This window comes from Pseudoalteromonas piscicida, assembly GCF_002208135.1.
GTDB classification, from domain to species: domain Bacteria; phylum Pseudomonadota; class Gammaproteobacteria; order Enterobacterales; family Alteromonadaceae; genus Pseudoalteromonas; species Pseudoalteromonas piscicida_A.
This window is the reverse complement of sequence record NZ_CP021646.1, coordinates 2,490,742-2,513,866: the sequence shown is the minus strand read 5'-3', so window position 1 is coordinate 2,513,866 and position 23,125 is coordinate 2,490,742. Positions and strand designations below refer to the sequence as shown.

Annotated in this window: 16 protein-coding genes; 14 read left to right on the top strand and 2 right to left on the bottom strand. The window is 42.4% G+C overall.

Annotated features, from left to right (window positions below):
• The first annotated feature begins 205 nt into the window (after window positions 1-205).
• The 11 genes from B1L02_RS11615 to B1L02_RS11565 all read left to right on the top strand — a co-directional run bounded on the left by B1L02_RS11615 (window position 206) and on the right by B1L02_RS11565 (window position 15,547).
• Window positions 206-1,090, top strand: a complete 885-nt coding sequence (locus B1L02_RS11615) for a hypothetical protein (protein WP_088531146.1) — start codon at window positions 206-208, stop codon at window positions 1,088-1,090.
• Complete coding sequence (locus B1L02_RS11610) at window positions 1,090-2,940, top strand: GGDEF domain-containing protein (RefSeq protein ID WP_088531145.1); 1,851 nt, start codon at window positions 1,090-1,092, stop codon at window positions 2,938-2,940. The genes B1L02_RS11615 and B1L02_RS11610 overlap by 1 nt, the downstream gene beginning before the upstream one ends.
• 186 nt (window positions 2,941-3,126) lie before the next feature.
• Entirely contained in the window at window positions 3,127-5,634 is a 2,508-nt protein-coding gene (hrpB, locus tag B1L02_RS11605) for an ATP-dependent helicase HrpB (RefSeq protein WP_088531144.1), read from the top strand.
• Between the two features lie 79 nt (window positions 5,635-5,713).
• On the top strand, window positions 5,714-6,505 hold the full coding sequence (locus tag B1L02_RS11600; RefSeq protein WP_088531143.1) for an MBL fold metallo-hydrolase: 792 nt from the start codon (window positions 5,714-5,716) through the stop codon (window positions 6,503-6,505).
• 76 nt (window positions 6,506-6,581) lie between these two features.
• Window positions 6,582-7,682 (top strand): hypothetical protein, encoded by a 1,101-nt coding sequence (locus tag B1L02_RS11595; protein WP_088531142.1) that lies wholly within the window; start codon window positions 6,582-6,584, stop codon window positions 7,680-7,682.
• 319 nt (window positions 7,683-8,001) lie between these two features.
• The gene (locus tag B1L02_RS11590; protein ID WP_088531141.1) at window positions 8,002-8,229 is read left to right on the top strand and encodes a DUF1496 domain-containing protein; all 228 of its coding nucleotides are present in this window, start codon (window positions 8,002-8,004) and stop codon (window positions 8,227-8,229) included.
• A 265-nt stretch (window positions 8,230-8,494) separates the two neighbouring features.
• Window positions 8,495-9,748: an efflux RND transporter periplasmic adaptor subunit gene (locus B1L02_RS11585; protein WP_088531140.1), complete on the top strand. Its 1,254-nt coding sequence runs from the start codon at window positions 8,495-8,497 to the stop codon at window positions 9,746-9,748.
• An 11-nt stretch (window positions 9,749-9,759) separates the two neighbouring features.
• A complete protein-coding gene (locus tag B1L02_RS11580; RefSeq protein ID WP_088531139.1) occupies window positions 9,760-10,482 on the top strand; it encodes an ABC transporter ATP-binding protein in 723 nt (240 codons plus the stop codon).
• Window positions 10,482-12,908, top strand: coding sequence for an ABC transporter permease (locus B1L02_RS11575; RefSeq protein WP_088531138.1), 2,427 nt, complete (start codon window positions 10,482-10,484; stop codon window positions 12,906-12,908). The genes B1L02_RS11580 and B1L02_RS11575 overlap by 1 nt, the downstream gene beginning before the upstream one ends.
• 40 nt (window positions 12,909-12,948) lie before the next feature.
• Window positions 12,949-14,283, top strand: a complete 1,335-nt coding sequence (locus tag B1L02_RS11570; protein ID WP_088531137.1) for a sigma-54-dependent transcriptional regulator — start codon at window positions 12,949-12,951, stop codon at window positions 14,281-14,283.
• Window positions 14,276-15,547, top strand: coding sequence for a sensor histidine kinase (locus B1L02_RS11565; protein ID WP_088531136.1), 1,272 nt, complete (start codon window positions 14,276-14,278; stop codon window positions 15,545-15,547). The genes B1L02_RS11570 and B1L02_RS11565 overlap by 8 nt, the downstream gene beginning before the upstream one ends.
• A gap of 43 nt (window positions 15,548-15,590) precedes the next feature.
• Here B1L02_RS11565 and B1L02_RS11560 read toward each other — a convergent pair whose 3' ends face one another.
• Window positions 15,591-17,045 carry a hypothetical protein gene (locus tag B1L02_RS11560; RefSeq protein WP_088531135.1) on the bottom strand — a complete coding sequence of 485 codons (1,455 nt, stop codon included), beginning with the start codon at window positions 17,043-17,045 and terminating at the stop codon, window positions 15,591-15,593.
• A gap of 326 nt (window positions 17,046-17,371) precedes the next feature.
• Here B1L02_RS11560 and B1L02_RS11555 point away from each other — a divergent pair, with 326 nt between their 5' ends.
• On the top strand, window positions 17,372-17,788 hold the full coding sequence (locus B1L02_RS11555; RefSeq protein WP_088531134.1) for a GNAT family N-acetyltransferase: 417 nt from the start codon (window positions 17,372-17,374) through the stop codon (window positions 17,786-17,788).
• On the opposite strand, the gene B1L02_RS11550 is transcribed toward B1L02_RS11555, so the two are convergent.
• Window positions 17,785-18,237: a HugZ family protein gene (locus B1L02_RS11550; protein ID WP_088531133.1), complete on the bottom strand. Its 453-nt coding sequence runs from the start codon at window positions 18,235-18,237 to the stop codon at window positions 17,785-17,787. The genes B1L02_RS11555 and B1L02_RS11550 overlap by 4 nt on opposite strands.
• Before the next feature lie 632 nt (window positions 18,238-18,869).
• Here B1L02_RS11550 and B1L02_RS11545 point away from each other — a divergent pair.
• The gene (locus B1L02_RS11545; RefSeq protein ID WP_088531132.1) at window positions 18,870-21,302 is read left to right on the top strand and encodes a hypothetical protein; all 2,433 of its coding nucleotides are present in this window, start codon (window positions 18,870-18,872) and stop codon (window positions 21,300-21,302) included.
• The gene (locus B1L02_RS11540) at window positions 21,286-22,977 is read left to right on the top strand and encodes a LeoA/HP0731 family dynamin-like GTPase (RefSeq protein WP_088531131.1); all 1,692 of its coding nucleotides are present in this window, start codon (window positions 21,286-21,288) and stop codon (window positions 22,975-22,977) included. Before B1L02_RS11545 ends, B1L02_RS11540 begins: the two co-directional genes overlap by 17 nt.
• Window positions 22,978-23,125 lie beyond the last annotated feature (148 nt).

The following is a 23,125-nucleotide window of genomic DNA, read 5'->3' as shown; positions in this document are numbered from 1 at the left end:
TGAATTGGAGCTCAGCTTAACTTGCTCTTGAATTAAGTTAAGCTGGGCTTTTTTTGCCTTTAGACCCTGAGTTAGCGCGTTTATATGTGAATTGGTAAATTTCAAATCCAAATTCATTAGAACATGTTGTTTTGTAGTTAACAGTTACCCCTAAATTCAAGTATACTGATTTGAATAACTGTTAATAATAGGGCTTTACTCAACAATGAAGATGAAGTGGCTGTTTTCACTCTTTTTTATTTCTAATCTCTGTTGGGGGAGCAATCAATTAGTTGTTGATATTATCAGTAGCGAAAACTTCAGTCAGCGCTATGAGCATTTTCTTGCTGGCCGTGACGTCTTAGATGTCGACTCTTTTTATCCTACCACTAAAGGTTCCCACATTGAAATCATCGAAATGGTGCTATTACAGCAGGCCCTGTTTCTTGGTGGTGAAACACGTAAAGTCATGTTTAACCCAAAACCTTCGGTCAATATTCTAGAGTTTTCTGATCTTATCGCTGGAGAGAGCCTAATTCTTGCCCGCAGTGTTTGGCATGAAAATATCGTAGACTATCGCGGCTCATTATTTATCTCAGATCCGATTGTTGAAGTAGGGGACTACGAAGCTGGGCTTTACGTTACCAAGCGTAATGTTGCACTGCAGCAGACGCCGCTTTCACAACTTAGGCAGCTGAATGTGGTGTCTAATCCACAATGGGAGGTGGATTGGCGTGCGTTGATGAATACAGACTTACACACGGTGAGCTTTATTGGCCCGTGGGAAACCATGTTGGCTATGGTAGAAAGCGATGTGGTCGATACCATGTTGATTAATTTTAGCGTGAGTGATTCTTTAACTTTAAATTTTGAAGGTAAGGAATATGTTCCAATCGAAAATATTAAGGTTGTCTTGCCAGACTCTCGGCATTTTGTCGTCAGTAAAAATCATCCCGAAGGCGCGCAAATCTTTGCGGCCCTCAATCGCGGTTTGAAGATCCTTAAACGACGAGGTGTGATAAAAAAAGCGTTGACGGAATCTGGTTTTATTAATAAAAAAGTGGCGGATTGGCAGATTGCTAATGCTGAAATGTTGGTGGGAGGAGGCTAATGCAGTCAGTCGTTGTCGTGCTTTGCATATTGGTTATTTCTCTGACTGCATTTAGTGGCTTTACCTACGAACCGTCAGAACAGATCCAGCGTAACTTGAATGCGCTACAAATGTCGGCAGAACAAGATTATGATTTATCTTTATTGCCAGAAATTAGATCGCTTCGAGAACAAGCGCGCGCGCAAGGTAATAAACCTCTGCAAATCAAAGCATTACTTTTAGAAGGCAGTATCGTTCAGCACTTTGGTGATTTTGAGGATGGTCTAGACTTGCATCAACAAGCGTTGCAGTTGGCCGAAGCGGATAATAATAATCTCTTGAAGGCGAATACCTACCTCGCCATTGCTCATCTTGATATAGACTTGGAGAGCTATGAGTTAGCGCAGCGCTATTTAGATAAAGCGTCATTACTGGCAGAAAAAATTGATGATAATACTCAAATAAAAGCTGATATTAGTTTATGGCAGTCGCGCCTAAATATGGATAAAGGGGCTTACCGCTTAGCGCTGAAATCTTCTTTAGTACCTGAAGTTTCAGGTATTCGACAGGAGACGCTAGCACAATTAAAACTCACGCGTTCTTGGGCTCATTTACAGCTTGGAGAGTACATGCAGGCTAAACGGATCCTTGATGAGTTGGAAAGCTCAGGCTATTCGGTACAAAATCAAAGAATGCGCATTATTTCAGCCGTGCAACATGCCAGAGTAGCGCTACAAAGCGGCGATTTTGCAACTGCAATTGATTTAGCTCAGGTTGGACTGAGAGATACTTTGGGCACCCGTTTTTTGCTTTTTCAATCTCAGTTGCAATGGATACTTGCCTCAGCCTATGCCCAACTTGGAGATTATCAGCAAGCACATCGTTATTTAAAGCGCTATGCCGTCACCGAGCAGTCGCTGAATTTACAAAAGCGTAATAACAAACTGCTTAAGCTAGAAGCGCAGTATTCACTTGCTCAACAAAAACAGGCGCTTAATAAGCTTGAACGAGATAACGCCCAGCAGGCAAAGCAGATTATGGCGCATCAGCAGCAGATAGAAAATGCAAGACTAAGCCAGCAGCGTTGGTTATTGATAGCCTTGCTTGCGTTTACCTTAGCGCTGGTTTTTTATTGGCGATGGCAAAATCGCCGTTATACCAAGCTGTTAGAAAGTCAGGTTGCGCAACGCACTGAGGAGTTAGCGGAGCGAAACAAGCGGTTGCAAACACTCAGTTTCACCGACAGCTTGACTGGGCTTAATAATCGACATCATTTTTTTAGCGTCATTGATGGCACCATTGAAGTATATAAACATAGGTGGAAAGCACCTGAAGTACAGCAGAATTCAGACCTAATTTTTGTGATTATTGATATCGATCACTTTAAAAATATCAACGACAGCTTTGGTCACGCCGCAGGAGACATTGTGTTACAAGACTTTGCTGAAATCCTTAAGCAATGCACTCGTGAATCAGATATTTTAGTTCGTTGGGGTGGGGAAGAGTTTTTACTGGTGATGCCGGATATGGATAGATCGGTTGCGCACGAAGTGACAGAGCGGATCCGTCGCCAAGTGGAGAGCTATCCATTTGTGGTGAACGATCAAACTATCAACTGTACTTGCTCAATTGGTTTTGCTCCATTCCCGTTTGATCCAACGCAACCAGATAAGCTTAGCTGGGAGCATGTGTTGGAGTTAGCCGACGGTGGTTTATATCTTGCGAAAGAGTCTCATCGTAACGCTTGGGTTGGTGTTCACACTGGAGACGAGGAAGTGCAAAGTCCAGCAGAGCACATGGTGCAAAATTTACGCGCTTACTTACAAGCTGGTAAATTAAAAACGTGGTCAAATCTGTCTGATCTTATCTAATACCAACTTGACTTAATACTTGCTCAATTTGAGCGGTTAAATCTGACGCTAACGGTGTTAAGAATTTATTATTTTGAACAAATAAATAGCAAGATTTTTGCCTGATTATCGATAAGATTTCCCTGCCTCCTAAGTATGTTTAGGTGTATCATATTGAGCAAGATAGAATAATAAAGCGTTATAGTTTTGCTGCCGATTGAAGCCTTCATCCCCAAGATTATTTCCACCTTAACCAATGATAACCGTTTGGTCTTACAGGCCGAGCCCGGCGCAGGTAAATCGACCTTAGTGCCGCTGCGTTTACTGCAAGCTGATATTTTTTCCGGTAAAAAAATAATTATGCTTGAGCCACGTCGTGTGGCAGCAAAATCTATCGCGATCTATTTGGCCAAACAACTGGGCGAATCGGTCGGTGAGCGAGTCGGTTATCAAATTCGAAACGAGCAACGTGTTTCATCCAACACCCGCTTGGAAATCGTCACCGAAGGCGTGTTGACGCGCCGTCTTCAAGCGGATCCTGAACTCAGTGATGTTGCACTTATTATTTTCGATGAATTCCATGAGCGTTCTATTCATGCGGATTTAGCCTTAATGCTCGCGTTTGAAGTGCAACAAGCATATCGTGACGACCTCAAATTGCTAGTGATGTCCGCCACCATAGACACTGAACTATTATCGAATTATCTGGATGGCGCACCAAAGTTATCTTGCCCAGGTAAAACCTATCCTGTTGAAATTGAATATGTCGGTAAAGCGAGTCGTTACTTGGCGGAGCATGTATTAAGTGCGCTGCGCCAAGCTTTCACTCTGCAAAGCGATGGCGATGTACTGGTGTTTCTACCCGGACAGGCGGATATTCAACGCTGCATTGAGGCTTGCCAAGTGCTTGAACAAAGTAATATTGAGTTTCTGCCTTTGTACGGCGGATTACCCTTATCTGAGCAAGAAAAGGTACTCAGTAAAAGTGCCAGCGCATCAAGACGTGTTATTTTTGCGACCAATATTGCTGAGACCAGTTTGACCATCGCAGGGATCACTATGGTTATAGATTCTGGCCTTGAAAAACGCTTGAACTATGACGTTAAAAGTGGTTTGTCGCGGCTCGATACGGTGATGATCTCAAAGGCATCAGCAACACAACGTGCTGGGCGTGCGGGTCGTTTACAAGCGGGTCATTGTTTACGCCTTTGGCGCGAAAGTGAGCATCATAATTTAAGTGACTTTCAGCCAGAAGAAATAACCACCACCGACCTTTCTGACTTAGCGTTAGAGCTCAGTGCGTGGGGAGTGACACAATACAAAGACGCGAATTGGCTAACACAGCCACCGATGCAACATTTTTCGGTGGCCTGTCAATTGAATCATTCGCTTAGCTTGGTCGATGCGCATAATAAAATATTAACTGCCGGACAGCGCGCCCTACAACTAGGAGTCTCGCCTCGTCTCGCAACCATGCTGCTGCAGTGTGAGACGCCAATTGAGCAACAACTTGCTTGTTTTTTGGCGGCAATATTGAGTGAGCGAGATATTTTAGTGCAAGCCAACACTAGTGATGTATGTGAGCGCGTATTGGCATTGATTGAATTTGTTCATGACCGTACTAGTGCCGTCAAAGCATATCGCTTACACAGAGCCGCTGCAGAGCAGGCCGTAAAGTTGGCCAAATCATTCGCACACAAGCTAGGAGTTACGCTCAGCAGTGAAGCAATCACCCTCACAAATATTCAAACCTTAGTGCCTACTTTATTGCTTCATGCCTTTCCTGACAGAGCTGCACAAAAGCGTCCTTTAGGGGATAACCGCTACTTGCTTGCTAATGGTCGGGGCGTGACGTTACGGGATGGCGATCCGTTGCAAGGTCAGGCTTATTTGATTGTTTGTGATGTGGATGGCAAAAATAAGGATGGCTTGGTATTTCTAAGCTGCGTAATCGAAAAGGGCACATTACTTGAGCAACTAGCGCCATACTTGAGTGAGGCAGTGCAGTATCAACTGGATAGTAAAAAAGAAGCGATTCAGGGCCGGCAACAAGTTAAATATCATGCTCTAGTATTAAAAGAGCAAAACCTGAGTCAGATCCCCAAAGAAGCGTTTGCCCAATGTGTGAAGGATATTCTCACATCGGAAGGGCTTGGTCTGCTCAATTGGTCCGCAAAAAGTTACGCTTGGCTCGCTCGAGCTAAATGGTTAAGTGAGCAGCTGGATAGCTTCCCACAGCTATCTGAGGCAATTTTGATAGAACAGCTTGATACTTGGTTGTTACCCTATTTGACGGGCGTAAACAGCATCAAACAACTGAAGCAACTGGATATATTTAACCTGCTTCAAGCGACACTCACTTGGGAGCAGCAACAGCAACTTGAAGCGCAGGCACCTGAATTTTATATTACGCCAAGCGATAAGCGAGTTGCGATCCGCTATGATGAGCACCAAGGTCCAACGGTCTCTGTGGTTTTGCAAGAAATGTTTGGTCAATTGACGTCGCCAACACTCGCCAACGGTCAAGTCCCTGTGCGATTTGAGCTGTTATCTCCAGCGAAAAGACCAATTCAAACTACCAGTGATTTGAGCAACTTTTGGCAAACTTCTTATTTTGAGGTGGCCAAAGAGATGCGTGGTCGATATCCAAAACACCGATGGCCAGATAAACCGCTTGAGGAAAAACCCGGCCGATCCATAAAGCCTAGAGGATAGTAGGCTGTTGGAACAGTAGGCTTGTAAAGAAATCATAATGGCTATAACGTGAACAGTCTAATGTAGAAAGGAGTGTCTAATGCGGTCAGTAATGGCGTTAATGTTATTTGGTTTAATTGTTGCTCAGCCAACTTATAGCGGTGAGTTTGAAGTGCTTTATCAATCTGACACAGCAAAAGTCGTTAGAGATAAAAGTTATGGCACAAACATTGGGATCTTTGCAACGAAAAGGGGAGTGGTGATCATTGACCCCACAGCTGAAGATACAGATCTGCCAAAGCTCAATGATTTGATACAGAATAGCTTTCAGACCGAGAAAAAATACCTGCTAAATACGCATAGTCATTCGGATCACACAGGTGGTAATGCTTTTTTCCAACAGCAAGGTTTTACACTTATTGAGAGCCCGCAAGGGTTAAAGGAGCTTGGGGTGATAAAGCATACTCAAGCCGTTTCACATACCGCCAATGACAACATCTTCTATCATCCCACGAGCAATATTTTGTTTACCGGAGACATTTACACCACAAACTGGCATCCCACATTTTATGCTGGGGGCTTAACGGGTTTTAATAAAGCGGTCGATTTGATTTTGTCGATTGGCGATCAAAATACGCTGATTGTGCCAGGTCATGGCAAATCTGCATCGAAAAGTGAACTCGAACAACATAGGATTCAAACATTCGCTTGGGTTGAGCGGGTTAAGATTTTGAGTCAGGCGGGTAAGTCGGTTGAGCAAATAAAGAACGATGTGGAGATCAAGCGCTTATTAGCACAGTTTAATCTTGAAGGGCGACAACCCTTTCTTCCAGAGCGGGCGCTTACCCGTTTTATTGAGCAGACAGTATCTGTGCTAGCCCATTATCCATAAAATCGCAAATAAACTCAGTGTTAGTTAAGCTTTATTCGTCAATACTGAACCTTTAGCATTCGAGGTGTGTATGTAGATGAACTGGGCTAAAATCGGCAAATTTGTATTACTTACTATCTTGGTGGTATTAAGTTGGTCGTCTGCTTTCAATACTGCCATGATGACCTTTATTGATGATGCGCTACTACAGTCTTCGCTTGTCTATGCCTCAGCACGCACAGTAAATGGTGCTATTTCTTTGCTGCAATCTGCGGAGGTTGGGATTGGTGTTGCAAGCATTCAGCCTGCGCAGCTACTCGATCCTATCAATGATTTAGCTGAATATATTTCTGATGTGATGCAACTCGCCATTGGCTCTTTGTTCATACAGCGAATTCTTTATACCATCTCTAGTCACGTATTATTCAGTGTCACTTTTAGTGTCACCGTGATTGGATATTTCGTGTGTTGCTATCTAGGGCTTTGGCAAACGGTTAGAACTAAAATTTTAGCCACGATGCTACTGATCCGTTTTGTGGTTCCCTTTGTAATTCTATCAACAGGTCTCACTAGCCAACTCTTACTGGACCAAGAAATAAATAAACAAAGTGAAGTGGTGTCGAGCAGTGTTGACCTCTTTCAATCTCAAGCAACAAAGACCAGCACGCAAAGTGCAAAAATAAAGGCCCAAATCGCCAGCCAAAAGCAAAGCCACAATGAGCAAATAGCGCTATTGACGAAACAACAGATCCGACTTCATGGTGAAGCTACCGAGCTAAATGCTGAAATTACCGCGCTGGAGCGTGATATTGAAGTGGCTCAAGCACACCGAAGTTTATCCGAGTGGCTCACATTTACCAAAAGTGAGGAGGCTAAGCCACTGATTGAAAAGCAACAGCGATTGGCCAGCGATAAAACAAAACTCGATACTCAAATAGCGCTTATCAATAGAGAAAAAGATCAACATCAACAAGCAATCGAAAAGCTTAATGAGCAGCTTCACGGTAGCAATGAGGGGACGCTAAGCCGAGCAATTAAAGCGGTTTCTAGTGGTATTAACGATATGCTCGACGCTGCTGAGTCACTCTTCATCGACTTCTTAAATGTGGTATCACTATTGGTGCTGAAGTTAGTATTGATGCCGCTGTTATTTTTCTATTTAGCGAGCAAAACCTTTAAAGCGATTTGGCGATTATAGTATTGGAGTCTAAGGATACCTCCACGTATATAGACGTCAAATATAGTTCAATCGGGTCAGTGTTAATATGATTGGCATCGTACTTAAGGACTTCTGGAGAGTTTTAGAATTCGGTGAGTTGGTGTTAAATAATTGACATTGGAATTGAAATGGGTACGATTTAAAACTAGTTAGCTTTTATTGCCTTTAGGTTGATTTAGATAATTTCTGAGCAGATTGAAATGTAATAAGAGCGAGGCTGTTGAGGTTGATATACCCGTTGTAACATGTAAATGAAACATCCCCATAGGCTTTGAGGGCTGAATAAAAGGAAATTAAAATGATAAAGTATATTTTTTCAGTTTTACTATTAGCACCTGTTATTACAATTGCTTCTGAAGCGAGTACTGTTGAAGTTAATAAAAAACAAGCAAAAACATACGACTCTACAAAGTTTTGCTACTACGCAGATAAAGAATTCTCTGAAGGCGCAAAACACTATATCGGCGACGTCGTGCAACGTTGTGTTAGACGAGATGATAACATTCTGGTCTGGAAGACACTCTAGTTTGCTGTAAACCTCGCGACCTACCATAGGTGTGCAGCGTTCATGGGTTGCACACCTTTTAATTATGATCAAGTTAAAGCGTAACTAATAGTTACTTTCTAGACTTCCAATTCATTATTTACTTCAAAAATTCCCAGAAAAGCTCTGCTACAGTCCCATTGATGGGAAAGAAACACAAATAAAAAATAAAAAAGATCAATAAATCAATGGGTTAAGTTTGGCATGGATGTCGCTTTTACGTATAAAAAATTAATACGGTGAAGCGATGGATATAAAAACGACTCTGACAAAACCACCTACCAAGACCTTTAGATGGCGACTAATTGCGACTGTCACCCTAATTATACTCTTTGGTATGTTGTTCTTGCCGAACAATCGCCAGCTAGATGTTGGAACACTCAAGTTTGCCACCATCCAATCCGGGCCAATACAGTTTAGTGTTAAAGGCTATGGTCGGTTACGCTCTAAGATCAGCAGAGAGATCACGACCGCATTTGCAGCTCAAGTTGAAACTGTACTGCATCTTCCAGGCAGCAGGGTAGAACCAGACACTGTTATTTTACAGTTAACCAATCCTGAGTTAACTCAGCAACTACATAGAGAAAGACTGGTACTCGCTAGGCAAAAAGCCAATGTTGAAGCATTGAGGCTAAGCCAAGAAAGTGAGTTACTGGTATTGAAAGGACAAAATACCTTACTCAGCAGTGAGCTTGAAAACGCCAGACTACGAGAGCAGGCTGAGCGCCAATTAGTCACCCAAGGTATAGTTTCAAGCTTAGATCACCAGCGCTCAATCTTAACGGTCGCCCAGTTAAGCGAGCGGGTAAAGCTCGCTCAGCAGCAACTTAGCCAAACCAGTGCATTGCATAAGCAAAGAATTGAGATCGAGCTAGAGCTATTAAAAGAATATGAGCTGAGCTATCAGGTTGCGCTTCAAGCGGTGGAGCAATTACAAGTCACAGCGGGGATCAGCGGCATGTTGCAGCAAGTACATGTCAGTCAAGGTCAAGCAATTACACGCGGGCAGGCGCTAGCTGTGGTGGGCAGTGAGCGAACTTTGGTAGCCGACTTACTGGTGCCAGAGCGAGAAGCAAGCGAGATTATCTTAGGTCAACGAGCTGTAGTAGATACTTTTGTTGGTCAGGTGGAGGCTAAGGTCAGCCGCATTGTGCCCATCGTACAAGACGGGCGTATTGCGATAGAGCTCACATTACTTGGAGAGCTGCCAAGTAATGCTCGTCCACTTTTGACTGTTGAAGGGCAAATTTTTACAGCAAAAAAGACGACCGCACTTTCACTTATTAAGCCGCCACGTGCAACTCCACAATCTCAGACTCAATTATTTGTTTTAGATAAACAAAACAACATGCTTATCAAAAAAAGTTTCAAGTTTGGTAAACTAGCCGGCAATGCCATAGAAGTACTCGAAGGCGGTTTATCCGGTGAGCAAGTGGTGGTGTCAGAGATGTCTGACTACCAGCACCTAGAAAAAATAACAATTAAATCACTCAATCGGTAAAGGAAGAACAAATGGACAAGACAATTTTGGCATTACATCAAGTGAGCAAAGTGTTCTTTGGCGAGGATGTTGAAACCCACGCCATTAGTAACATTAGCCTTGAAATTAAAAAGGGCGATTACGTCGCAATAACCGGTCCATCAGGATCGGGAAAATCCACTTTATTGAGCATTCTTGGACTGTTAGATGACATCACGTCAGGCAGTTATCATATTCAAGGTATAGAAACCAGTACGCTAGACGCAGACACTCAAGCAGAGCTGCGTAATTTGCATATCGGTTTTGTCTTTCAGTCATTTAATCTACTGGATGGGTTAACGGTATTTGATAACGTGGCTTTACCGCTTCAATATCGAGAGCCTGCGCTTGCGACTGACGAAATTGAACGCCGCGTGATGGGCGCACTCAAGCAAGTTGAAATGTCCCACCGAGCAAAACATAAACCAAACCAACTATCTGGTGGACAGCAGCAGCGAGTGGCTATTGCGCGTGCGCTTGCAGGCGAGCCAAGTATCTTATTAGTCGATGAACCAACTGGAAACCTAGACTCTAAAAATGGTGATGCGGTGATGGCCTTGCTGGGGGAGTTGAATAGTCAAGGCACAACCATTTGCATGGTGACGCACGATATTCGCTATGCAGGTTATGCCAAGCGGCAAATTCAGCTTTTAGATGGTGTACAGGTTTCATCAAGCGTTGCAAAACGTGATATTTGCGCTGCGGAGGTGGTGTAATGGGGTTTTTGCAACTGCGGCGTCAACTTGGGCTTGCAATCAAAAGTTTGGTTCAGGTGCCGAATTTTTGTATCACATTAGTACTGACGTTGGCACTCGCGTTAAGCTGCTTTTTTGTCGCATTGAGTCTGTTTAGTGGCTTTTTTATTAAGCCGCTTGAGATTGAAGATGAATCACGATTTGTGGTGGTAGAACAAAAAAACGTATATCAAGATAGGGCATCTGAAGGGCTGCAGAGCTTTCAAAACATGCTGAACTGGTATCAGACCCCCTCCATGTATGAAAAACGAGCTTTGATCAGTAGCTTTTCCGATGTGGTTGAAAATCTAGCTGGCAAGCCAAAGCTTACGCTGACTTTTGCAAGTTCGGATTATTTTAGTATGGTGAAAATGCCGCTAGCGCTGGGGCGATATCTAACGCCGACGAAAAGCATTAGCCAGAAAAACCCAGAGATCATTATCTCCTATAAAATTTGGCAACAATACTTCAATGGTGATGACAACGTGCTTGGGGAGAGTCTGCGGATTGTTGGCAGACTGTACACCATCGTCGGTGTTGCTGCGCGTACGCACGTAGATCCTTACTTTTTAAGTGAAGGAAATGGGGCGCTGTGGCTTAGTTTTTCTGAAGATGAGCGATTTTTTGGTGATCAGCGCGGCGAATATCATCCATGGAGTAGCAGACTAAATAACTTGAAGTTACTGGCTATATTACCCACCGATAGTGATCAGGATACCCTAGCAGAGCAGCTATATCAAAATGCTCAAGTGCACCAAAGCGAATGGAAATCGGCCGACGAAGAGTTACTCGATATTGAGCCTATAGTACGTTCATATCGTGACGTAGAGCTCGCTGGACATGGCAAGCTTGCCATTATCGTGTTGTTGAGTGTGGCATGCTTGGTACTCATCGCAATTTTTAATGTGAGTAATTTGTTTATCTCTCGAGCTCACACTATCCAGCAGCAACTGGCCTTACAAGCTATGCTCGGCGCGAAGCGTAAGCTGTTGTTTCGTGGAATTTTGCTAGAAGCGCTGTTATTGGTGTCAGGCGCTGTGCTGGTGGGGTTATTTATCGCCGCGTGGGAGCTGAGGTTAGTTAAATCGCTCACCAGTGGCTATTTGCCGCTGATTGACACTTTAACCTTAGATACCACAGTGCTGCTCAGTGCTATCCTAACCGTACTGATATTGGCTTTACTGTTTGCGTTTATAACCTCCCGCATGATTGATTTCAGCCAACTTAAACAAAGCATGCAGTCGTCTGGAAAGGGCAGCGTAAAAGCGATACGCTCAACGACGACAAAAACACTGGTTGCGGTACAGCTGTTTTTTACCACTGTGCTGGTACTTGGGGCGACCTTAGTGCTGTGTAAAAGCGCCGATACCTTGCTTAGACCGCTCGGAACAAAGCTGGACAATATGTATAGCGTGATGCTACATATTCCCGCAGACCCCACTCCATTTCCCGCGCGTTACGCGAATATCGAAGGATTCCAACTTGCGCTGACTAACATTCCGGGCGTGTTAGGCGTCGCTCATGGAGAAAGTCCATTACAAAGCGATGTCCCTGTGGTTGCTATGCAGGATATGGCGGGTGAATGGACACCGAGCATGGTTCGAGGTAACGTGGGACCGGATTATTTTGCCTTAACTGGGCTTGAGCTCGTTGCAGGACGCACTTTTAGTGAAGCTGCAATTCGAGGCGATAAGGAAGAGGCTATTGTTTCTTTAGCTGCGGCACAGGCGTTAAAACCGGGCGGTGATGTGATTGGTGAAACGTATTTTATTTTTAACCCAGATGCACCTGCTGAAATCGTAGGTATTTCAAAAAACTTCAATCACCCTAAACGTCATCATGAGCTTCAAGGTAAAACTGTTTGGCTACCTGCGCTACCTTTGGGTTATCCATTTATGATAGAAATGGAACAAGGGGCATCACTTACTCGCGCTCAGATCCAAAATGCCATCAGCACCGTGAATGGTCAGGCGGGAATATGGCGTTTTTCAAACTTAACAAAGACATATCAGAGCATTACCTATTTGGAGCGCCTGACTTTACTGTTAAGCTTTGCGCTTTGTGGTTTTTCTTTGTTGTTATCTGGGGTGGGCATTTATGGCGTGCTTAACTATAGCTTTCAACAAAGACGCTACGAGTTTGGGATGCGAATGGCACTTGGTGCCAAAAGACACCGCTTATATCGGTTGTTATTGTCAGATACCATCGCGCCCTTGCTAGTGGCTATGTCGGCTGCCATTATGGTTGTTGCGGGATTTTATATGAGTGTTTCGTCAGATTGGTTGTTGGCAAAATCTAGCTGGTTGCTTGTGGTGATTGTTACCATGTTGGCTTTTGCGTTAGCTACGGCGATTTACCCAATGAAACAGTTAATAAACTCGACACCAATGCGTGCATTAAAACATTAAAGTTTGGGCGTAAGCCCAAACAAAATATAAGTAGGAAGTGATGACGCCAGTTTTAATCATCGACGACAACCCTGACGTGCGAATGTCAGCCACCATAGTGCTACAAAGTCATGGTTTTATGAGTCTTGAAGCCGCACACCCAGATGAGGCCAAAGCTATGCTATCGCAGCAGCCCGTTGCGCTTATTTTGCTTGATATGAACTTCAATAGAGATACAACCTCAGGAAAAGAAGGGCTGCAATTTCTTAGTTGGCTGAGACAAGCGCAAATGAGTGTGCCCGTAGTTGTTATTACTGCGTGGGCCAAGGTTGAACTTGCGGTCCAAGCAATGCAGTTGGGCGCATGTGACCTAATCGAAAAACCTTGGCAAAACCAGCGACTGCTGAACACCGTCAGACGCTACACCAAAAGTGATGAAACGCTATCATCATCACATCATCCAAGCACAGACAATAACACCACCTCTCAGTTATTTCAGCAAGCTCAGCGCGTTGCAAAAACCAATGCCAACGTACTTATTTTGGGAGAAAATGGCTGCGGAAAAAGTCAGTTGGCTAAATATATTCATGATAATAGCGGTCGTTCTGAGCACGCTTTTGTGAGCGTAAATATGGCAGCTATTCCAACGGAATTATTTGAAAGTGAGTTATTTGGCCATCGCAAAGGCGCATTCACCGATGCAAAAGCAAGCCGTACTGGACGGTTTGAAATGGCTGAAAATGGCACTTTGTTTTTAGATGAAATCGGCAGCTTGCCGCTGCCACTTCAGGGCAAGCTATTACGCGTGCTCGAAACGGGTGAATATGAAGTTGTGGGAGATTCTGAAACGCGCCGCAGTAATGCGCGGATCGTGTCTGCCACTAATACGGATTTGTCAGAAGCGATTAACGCTGGGCAGTTTCGTCAGGACTTACTTTATCGCTTAAATACGGTGGTGCTAAAGGTACCGCCACTCAGAGCGAGATCAGCAGAGCTTCCAAGCTTAGCAGCCCATTTTTTAGCAAAGCACACTAGGCGCCATGGTAATGATACCGGGCGGGAGCGCACGCTAACTGCAGAGGCGCTAGACAAATTATTGAGTTACAGCTGGCCTGGTAATATTCGTGAGCTATCTCATGTCATTGAACGTGCGGTGATCTTAGGACTTCAGCCTGAGATAACTGCGGATGATATTGAGCTTGAGGAAGGTGTACCAGAGCAAGAGATCCCACTTTTGAGCCTTGAAGAAGCCGAAAAACGCATGATTGCAAGAGCGATCCGCCATTTTGATGGCAATGTAGTGGCCGCTGGAGAGTTTTTGGGCTTGAGTAAATCTGCAATTTATCGACGCCTAGAAAAGCATGATATTAGCCCAAAGGCAGAGCTTGATGGCTAAGCTGACATCACTTGAGCACAAGTTACTTGTTGGCTTTGCGATACCTATAATTACACTTGCTATGCTCGCGCTTGGGATGATCTACTATTTTAAGCTTACGCTGTTAAGTGCAATCACTTTGTTGCTCGGTGTGATGCTCCCTTCTGTATTCGCACTGAGTTACGGCTATCGGGCAGTAATGCAGGTGCTTGAAAATTTGGCTGTCCAATTGGACGGTGTGACCAATGAAGAGTTTGGTGTATGGCAGTTAGCGCAATACCGCAAGGGTCGGGTTGAATTGCTCAAGGCCGAGCTCAAAGAAGCTGCCAAGCGATTACAGCAAAAGCGTCAAGAATATGGTCAGAATGAAGCTTTTGTATTTAATTTTATTAGCGAACTCACCCTGCCAATAGTGGTAATTGATGCGCATCATCATGTGTATTTTGCCAATCATGCCATGAATACCGTGTATCCAGAGCAGGTGGTACACGGTGCACATGTGAAAGCACTGGGGCTTCAGTATGTGGATGAACAATGGCAGCATACGCAGCACATCTCTCGATTTAGCATTGCAGCTCATAAACTATATCGGGGGCAGCGGGTCTATCAATTATTGGTGTTTTTTTCGGTGGAGCAAGCGCTGCGAGATAATGAAAAGCAGGTATGGCAAAAGCTACTATCGGTGCTCAATCATGAGGTGCGAAACACCTTAACTCCGGTCTACTCAATGGCGCAATCTCTACAACAAGATAGCAATATTATTTCACCTGAGATGCAGCAAACTATGCTCGGGGTAATAGAAAGCCGTGCTGCTCATTTACAGCAATTTGTTGCAAACTACGCACAAGTTGCGCAGCTTCCACCCGTTGATATGCAAAGCATTGAGGTAGAGTTGCTGGTATCGCGCTGGCAAGCTTTATTTCCCGGTGTTGAGATAAAGGCGCTTAATAAAGGCTTGGTTTATTGTGATGAAGCTCAGCTAACGCAGGCTATGATCAACCTTGTCAATAATGCTGAGCAAGCAAATCAATCTGCGGGAAATGATGGCATAACGCTAATCCTAGATAAACCAAAAAATTGGCGCTTTACCCTAGAAGATAACGGCGCTGGAATCGCCAATCCAGATAACCTTTTTGTACCATTTTATTCCACTAAACCAAATGGCTCAGGTATCGGTTTGGTGTTGAGCAGGGAGCTTATTCGTAATCAGCAAGGGGAGTTGCATTTAGCGAATTTACCGGACAATAAAGGGGCTCAAGCTGTGGTTACTTTGCTTTCGCGTTAATAATAAGTGGTGATAACTTGGTCGTTATCACCACTTGGCAGGTCTAATCGTCGAGTGTTTTTTTAATGAACAAACCCGCCATAGAGATATCAGTAGAATGTGTCATGGGCGCATTCTCAAGTCCCACAGCGCTTAACACGCCATTTTGAATGGTTAAATCTTGGAAACTGGCGGAACGTGCTGTGCTAGTGGTTTCAACAGCAATATCGGCTAGGTTTTCAAGATTGATTTTCCCAATAAACGCTTTACTATGTTCAACCCAGCTATTTGTGTCCACTTGTACACTACCTGTATGGCCGTACACAAATAATGTGCCGTTGCTGATCTTTAGTCCACGTAGCACATCTTCTTTATCTAAGTCATACCAATAACGCTCGGCAGCCTTTTCACCATGGTAAACTTTTACTAAGCCAATATCCCATTCGCTTGAATATCTTGTTTTACCCGTTTTGCTGCGGCGTGCCGATACACCAACAAATACACTGTCTTGATGTACTTGAACATCCTCAACTAACGATGAGTCAGTGTCACTGATAAATTGTTCATTGAGTTGTTCACCGTCTACATTAAAGGTTTTTACAATCATGTGCATCGCACTTTGCTCTGTGTTATCGGGTATCGCATGGTTGGTCGAAAACTTATGATTGTAGGCAGGAATTGCATCGGTACTAATATTTTGCACTGTGTATAAAAATCCGTTCTCAGAGAGCGCCATTTCAATTGCTTCAGACGCACGCGAACTGTTAGCCCAGTAACGAATATCGATCAGCTTTTGCCACTTAAGTTGGAAGTTTACGTCGTATTTCGCAATCTTTTGACCTCCGTTGTTATAACTGACGTACAAGTTGTTGTCATGGCAGGAGAATTTTACATTGTTAAAGCGCCACCATGTAATGCTAGTTTGCGCGTATGGTATTTCACTCAATGGATTGTCTGTCGGAATAATAGTGAATGGCTTTTTAAGCCAAGCACTCTTATCAGCTGGGATATCATATTTAACGTCCATTGATAACGCCTTCATTTCAGCACTTTGTAGCAAAGTACCAGAGCCATCGTAGCGTTCAAGTTGTACACTGAACTGATCGGTATCTTCACGTTTAAATCGACCTATGACGTATTCTCCTGAGTCAAAAACACAGGCATCAACAAACCCTTCTTGCGTTTGTTCATATTGATAAGTTTGACCATCTAGGTTCGTGATCGCATAAAAACCTGCTTTATTACCGAGTTCTTCAACACTTGATGTTTCTCCGAGCACTAATAGTTTGTCGTCTTTTAAATTGAAGACGCGCTCCAAAGTCGTGGTGTAACCCAAGTCGCTCGAGTAAACATGATTGTTTTGATCCAGTGCCGTGATATTGAGTTTGTTTTCTGTGGGAGTGGGTGGTGGCGTGACCGTTTTGGGTGGTGGTGCTTGGTCTTGTGAGTCAGTTGAAGAGCCACCGCAACCAGTTAGTAGGATAATAGTTGCAACTGCAATAGTTAATCCTAAACGCATAGTAAAATCCTTTCAAAAGTGAATCAAAGAAGTAGAGGTTACAAAATATACTAACTTAGGAACAAAATAGAGTTGTAAAAGAATGTTATCGTAGCGGGATTTTTTGTTATGCCAGTTTTTGTGCGTCAATTACATCAACTTCGCAATATTTGAATATTTATCTTTGTTTGGAATTTGTAACCTCTCCAGATAAGTAGTTTTACCTTGCCATGTTATGGCAACTGAGGATTCGTTAACGTGAACTATGAAATTTAATCTAAAAACTTCACAATTCGCCCACAAACTTTAAGCATGATCAACCGTACACCAAGCGAGAGATTAAAAAAGTGGTTGAACTAGAGTTAATTCGAGTTGATAAATACAGCGAGCAGACTTTTACACATTTGCTAGAAGCGAGCCATTATCAAAAGCAAGTGTGCTCGTTTGAACTGTGTAGTGCAACCAATATCGCTTACCTTTTTTATGCAGATGGCAAGCTGGTTGGCTTTACCGTTATTGGTATTTCAAACCGCCGAGAGTTTGAAGTTTGTGCGCTGTATATTATTCCTGCCGAGCGCAGAAAGCGTTACGCCACTGAGTTTATGACACACATTTGGTCGGTATACAAAGGCCGTTGGAAAGTGCGTATGCAAGATAAGATTGAAAGCTCGTGCGGCTTCTGGCGCAAAACCTTGTCTGACATGACCAATCAATCGCAACCGCATGGACGAGAAAGCGAGTATGAACACGCTTTTGCAGTTTAGTACCATTCCTGCTTTTCTAGCCAAAATGCACGACCAAAGCCGCCTACATATCGAACCCTAGCCACTTCAATTCGCCATAGGTGAAAATCACCTAGCATGGCATATTGCTGTGCTTTTTTGTGCTTCATTACGAATTTTTTAATCAGGCTTTCGCTGTCCGCTCTTGGCAGTTTGTGAGCATGCCCAAGAACGGTAACTCGCGCATTTTCAACATCTTCAACCGCACCATCACCAAGCACCATAAACGAAAGTGCCGGGTGCTTGGCTAAATTCTTGGTGTGCTGGGCGATATCACTAATAAAGAAGTAAAAGTGATTATCTTCGAGAAAAACATATTGAGCGATAGAAGAAAAAGGAAAACCCTTTTGATTGTTAGAGAAGGTAGATAAAAATACGCTCTTATGGCTTCGGCATAAGGCCTTTGCTTCGTTGATTGCGGTTTCTCTCATCTTGTTATGCTCTTAAATAATACATCTTCTAACTGCTATGATCGCTAAAAATAAGATCAAAATAAAGTGTACGCGAGTAGATTAAGATTTTGTTGTGACTTTGTAATTTTTTTGTTTATGTTATGGTTGGTTTTTTATGTTAACTTGATGAAAGTCAATGTAATTACCTGTAATGTCAATTACTCTTCCATTTGAGTTAGTATTCGCTTGCGTAACAGCAAAGAAAGTGCGATGAAAAACTTATATTGATTGTGGTAGCGACAAGTTAAAAGCTTCGACGGAATCCTTATATGCGATAAACCAGCAAGTAAACCTCTTTTAGAAAAAGTTTATGTGATAACCACACAAGACATCAAAAGCCTGCTGGTTAAAGGACGTGTTGGACAAGAAAACTATTTTAACTTACTCAATGATTGCCAGCTTCTAAAAATTAAATCTTCAGAGGAAAGGAGCGGAAGCTGGAATATGAGCAAAATAAGTGTAATCCACAGAAACGTGGTGTTTCCTATAACTCTTGAACGCTTGGAAAAATTTAACTTCAGTTCGTGAGCGTTTAGTGACTTAGATATATTTATTTAATAAAAGAGAGGGGCTTTTGGTTGTCGAGCCATAGTGAAAAGTGTAAGGAAAATATGAATTTAACAATTGAAAATCCTAGAGATATTTACAACATAATCAATTCTGAATTGTTGAAAATAGTAGCAAGTTTATCATCAGAAACATCAGATGGTGAGCTCAATAAGGCGCAGGGAGATGCGAGAGATAAAATTGCAAAGATGCAAGGTAGTTTAAAGAGTAAACTAGATGAACTTGAAACAAATTCAGAATGGAGTACGTTCACCATCGCATTTTATGGTGAAACCGGAGCTGGAAAATCGACGCTGATTGAAACATTACGGATACTGTTAAGTGAGTCAAGCAAATCGAAAAGGCGCGAGAAATTTAAAACGTCAAAACTGTCTTATGAGCAAAGTGTCGCTGCTTTACCTAATATTGAAGCAGAGCTCGTCTCTTTAGATAGGGACTTCGATCAACTTCAGCAGCAACTGAGCTCATTAACGCACGATTTTGATAACGAGCAATCCAAACTCGTTAAAGATTTTGAAACATCTAAAGATGAATTCAATATTGAACAACAACACTTTGAAAAAGAATATCAAGCAAGGGAACAAGAGCTTTTAGTATTAAAAAATGAAATAGCGAATTTACAGCAGCTGATTCTTGAAAAGAAAGCTTCGGCTTCATTATGGCAAAAAATTGTCCTCTTATTTAAGAAACTACCAGAAGAGCAAACATTTATACAAGAGCTTAAAAAGCTTCCTAGGATAGAGGAACTACTGGCAACTAGTAAACAAAAATTAGCTCTGCATCAGGAGAGTTTCATTGCAGTTTCAAAGTTACACGACGAAAAAAGTGCAAAGTTAATAAGCCAATTTGAAGCGTCTAGTGAATCTTTGGAGCGAGCTAAGCGCCTTGCAGAGCAAACACGTTTAGCGGTAAAACAGCAATTAGAATCGGTTACTAAAGAAATTAACGACAATTTACTTGAGCTAGAGCGTTACGCTGATGGTGAGATAATTGGTGATGGCCGCGCTGACTTTACACGAAAAACACAACGCTATAGCTTCAACATCGGGTTGCAACATTTTAACCTTCTTGATGTACCAGGGATTGAAGGTAAAGAAGGCCTTGTACTTGAGGAAATTGAAAAGGCCGTGCAGGCAGCGCATGCTGTGTTTTATGTCACGAATAAAGCTGCGCCTCCACAGACAGGCGAGAATGAGCGAAAAGGTACTCTAGAAAAAATCAAACAGCACTTGGGTGCTCAGACCGAGGTGTGGTCTGTCTTTAACAAGAAAATTACAAACCCCAAGTATACGCTAAAAAACAAAGTTCTTTTGTCCGGGGATGAGCAAGCAAGTTTGGCAGAAATGGATGAAAAAGTTCGTGAGCAGCTGAAAGAAAACTATCAAGGGTCTTTTTCATTAACCGCATTACCTGCGTTTGTAGCCTCGGCAGATTGTCTCCTACCAAATTCACAAATGTCAAAGCGAAGAGATAAGTTCCTCGAAGACTTTTCGGAACAAGAGCTGCTAGAACAATCTAGATTAAGCGCATTTATTGAGATGCTAAAAAGTAACTTGTTGTTAGATAGTCAAAATAAAATTACCAAAGCCAATTTTAACAAGGTTAAAGAAGTTTTAGATGGGTCGACAAATCGCCTAGACGAAATTGAGAAGAAATACACGGTGGCCGCTGATGGCATACAGGCGAATAGTGAAAGTGCTCGCCACCAACTCCAAACTAGCTACGGAATCTTAAAATCACAACTTCAAGGAAAGGGACAGGAGCAAATTCGAAAAGAGATACAAAAAGTTAGAAAACGATTGTATGAAAAAATAGACAGGGACATAAGTAATGACGAATTTAAAGAGGCTCTAGAGAAGTTCACTAAGGAGTGTGTTGAAGAAATACAAAACCAGTTACCTTATGTAATGGAGGAGGTAGTACAGAGTTTTGAAACTGCTATCGAGGACATATTTAAACGCTTTAGTGAGTTAAGCCAGGATTTGTTAGCAACTTTAGGTACACTCGGCAGTACTAAGCTAGGCGCAGATATTAAGATCAACATTGATTTGGATAGCGGTATTAATAAATCAGCCCTTGTTGGCGCTTTAATTGCGGCTGCAATGGCGCCTTTTACTGCTGGTGCCAGTTTATGGATTACTGGTGCGGCCATATTATCAGGTGTTATTGCTTTTACTAAAGGGGTTTGGAGCTTTTTTAGCACAGATTTTAAAATGTCAGAGCAACGGAAATCATTAGATACGAATTTAAATAGTATTGAGAATGAACTTAAAAAAGCCCTGCAAAAAAGTATAGATAACGCCAAAACGGAAATGAATAGTTCAATTAATGAACTTGATCGAGAACTGAGAATACCTGTTGAGCAAATGATTAAGACAAGCGCCCTGCTAGAGCGCTCTAATAAATCGCTAAAATTGCTTTCTAGAGAAATAGAAAATATTGAATATAGAGGAGCTTTTCATGAAGAACACGCTTAGTAGCTTTAAAGAGATTAAGTTACTCGAACGATTAAAGGCGTTTTTAGAAAAGGGAAAAGAAATCGGCATTGAAATTGACCCTTCATTTATCAGTAAATTACAAAACAACTTAAAGAGTATTGAGGGTGATAAACTCAAAGTAGCGCTTGTAGGGGGCTTTTCAGAAGGTAAAACCTCTATTGCGGCGGCTTGGATGGAAAAGCTTGATAAGTCCACGATGAAGATAAGTCACCAAGAGTCATCTAACGAGGTGAAAGTGTATGAAGTGAGCAGTGACTTTGTATTAATAGATACTCCAGGACTCTTTGGCTTCAAAGAGAAAGTTAATTCCGACACTAAAATGCTGGAAAAGTATAAAGATCTTACCAAAAAGCACGTAAGCGAAGCGCATTTGGTACTTTATGTAATGAATTCAACAAATCCGATTAAAGAAAGCCATAAAGAAGACCTACAATGGTTGTTTCGTTCACTAAACTTATTACCACGCACAATCTTTGTACTGAGCCGGTTTGATGAAGTCGCTGATGTTGAAGATGAGGAAGATTACCAAGCAAACTTGGCGATAAAACAAGAGAATATTGCGAACCGCCTTAATGATATGATTGATTTAAGCGAGCAAGAAAAGGCCTCTTTATCAATAGTTGCAGTTGCGGCTAATCCTTTCGATCAGGGAATAGACTATTGGTTACACAATATGGACGAGTTTAAGACATTGTCACATATTTCAACCTTACAGCAAGCCACAACTAATAAAATTCGTGCATGCGGCGGTGTAGATGAACTTGATTACGACATGCGTACTAGCATCATTAGTGATGTGCTTCACAAACAGTTGCCTATCGCCATAGAAACAGATGAAGTTGTTAGCCAAGAAATGGACAAACTGAATCAATTGCATAGTCGGCTTAAGGATCAATTAGCACAGACCGAACAACAGATAACCATTGCAAAGGTCAACTTAAGCGAGTTTGTAACAAGTCACTTCACAGATCTTATTATGCAGGCTAAAGGGTGCAGTATAGAAACTTTTGGGGATTTTTGTGAACGTGAAATTGGTTCTGAGGGAATTGTACTTAATCAAAAGCTGCAGGGGGAGTTTGACAGACAAATTGGTGCTATCACCTTAAGTGTTGAGAAGATGCATGCTAGCTTTGACGGAGAAGTAAGTCATTTCAATACAACCATAAGAAATCTGGGAAAAAAAGGGATTAATCACGCGTTAAACGGTGGCTTAATTAACAACCAAACCATACTGGCAACCCGAGATGGACTTGTTTCAGTCGCAAAAACTATCGGTTTTGATATTGGTCAAGCATTGAAGTTTAAGCCTTGGGGTGCGGCTAATTTAGCGAAAGGTGTGAATGGAGCGCTCGCCTTTGTTGGCATAGCTATAGAGGCATGGGACAGTTATGATCGCTATAAAAAGCAAGAAGAGTTTGATCAAGCGGTCAAAGAAACGGTGGAGAATTTTGAAAATCAAAGAAAAGAGCTATTGGAGCTTATAAACTCTGATGAATTTAAAGAAAAGTTCTTTGCATCCTATATTGAATTAACTAGCAAATTGAAAGAGTTAAATCAAAATATTGAGGAGAGTAAAGCGCGCCAAGAAACGTTTGCCGGTTGGCGAAGAGAAGGAAAAGTTATCGAAGATGAGTTTTATGCACTGAAACAGTGAAGTTATTTAACAAACCTCCAAAGTCAGTAATATTATAAAAAACAGCAAGTTATACGGTAGGTAAGCTTGCTGTTTTCCGTTTTGTTCGTAACTTACAATAGACTTTTTCGTACGTTCAAAAACAGCTTGTTGTATTGATTATTAATTT

Excerpts from the sequence above, each read along its gene's own strand:
- B1L02_RS11595 (WP_088531142.1), top strand. The coding sequence starts at position 6,582 with ATGAACTGGGCTAAAATCGGCAAATTTGTATTACTTACTATCTTGGTG.
- B1L02_RS11565 (WP_088531136.1), top strand. The coding sequence starts at position 14,276 with ATGGCTAAGCTGACATCACTTGAGCACAAGTTACTTGTTGGCTTTGCG.
- B1L02_RS11600 (WP_088531143.1), top strand. The coding sequence starts at position 5,714 with ATGCGGTCAGTAATGGCGTTAATGTTATTTGGTTTAATTGTTGCTCAG.
- B1L02_RS11585 (WP_088531140.1), top strand. The coding sequence starts at position 8,495 with ATGGATATAAAAACGACTCTGACAAAACCACCTACCAAGACCTTTAGA.
- B1L02_RS11540 (WP_088531131.1), top strand. The coding sequence starts at position 21,286 with ATGAAGAACACGCTTAGTAGCTTTAAAGAGATTAAGTTACTCGAACGA.
- B1L02_RS11575 (WP_088531138.1), top strand. The coding sequence starts at position 10,482 with ATGGGGTTTTTGCAACTGCGGCGTCAACTTGGGCTTGCAATCAAAAGT.
- B1L02_RS11545 (WP_088531132.1), top strand. The coding sequence starts at position 18,870 with ATGAATTTAACAATTGAAAATCCTAGAGATATTTACAACATAATCAAT.
- B1L02_RS11615 (WP_088531146.1), top strand. The coding sequence starts at position 206 with ATGAAGATGAAGTGGCTGTTTTCACTCTTTTTTATTTCTAATCTCTGT.
- B1L02_RS11560 (WP_088531135.1), bottom strand. The coding sequence starts at position 17,045 with ATGCGTTTAGGATTAACTATTGCAGTTGCAACTATTATCCTACTAACT.
- B1L02_RS11590 (WP_088531141.1), top strand. The coding sequence starts at position 8,002 with ATGATAAAGTATATTTTTTCAGTTTTACTATTAGCACCTGTTATTACA.
- B1L02_RS11570 (WP_088531137.1), top strand. The coding sequence starts at position 12,949 with ATGACGCCAGTTTTAATCATCGACGACAACCCTGACGTGCGAATGTCA.
- B1L02_RS11550 (WP_088531133.1), bottom strand. The coding sequence starts at position 18,237 with ATGAGAGAAACCGCAATCAACGAAGCAAAGGCCTTATGCCGAAGCCAT.
- B1L02_RS11580 (WP_088531139.1), top strand. The coding sequence starts at position 9,760 with ATGGACAAGACAATTTTGGCATTACATCAAGTGAGCAAAGTGTTCTTT.
- B1L02_RS11610 (WP_088531145.1), top strand. The coding sequence starts at position 1,090 with ATGCAGTCAGTCGTTGTCGTGCTTTGCATATTGGTTATTTCTCTGACT.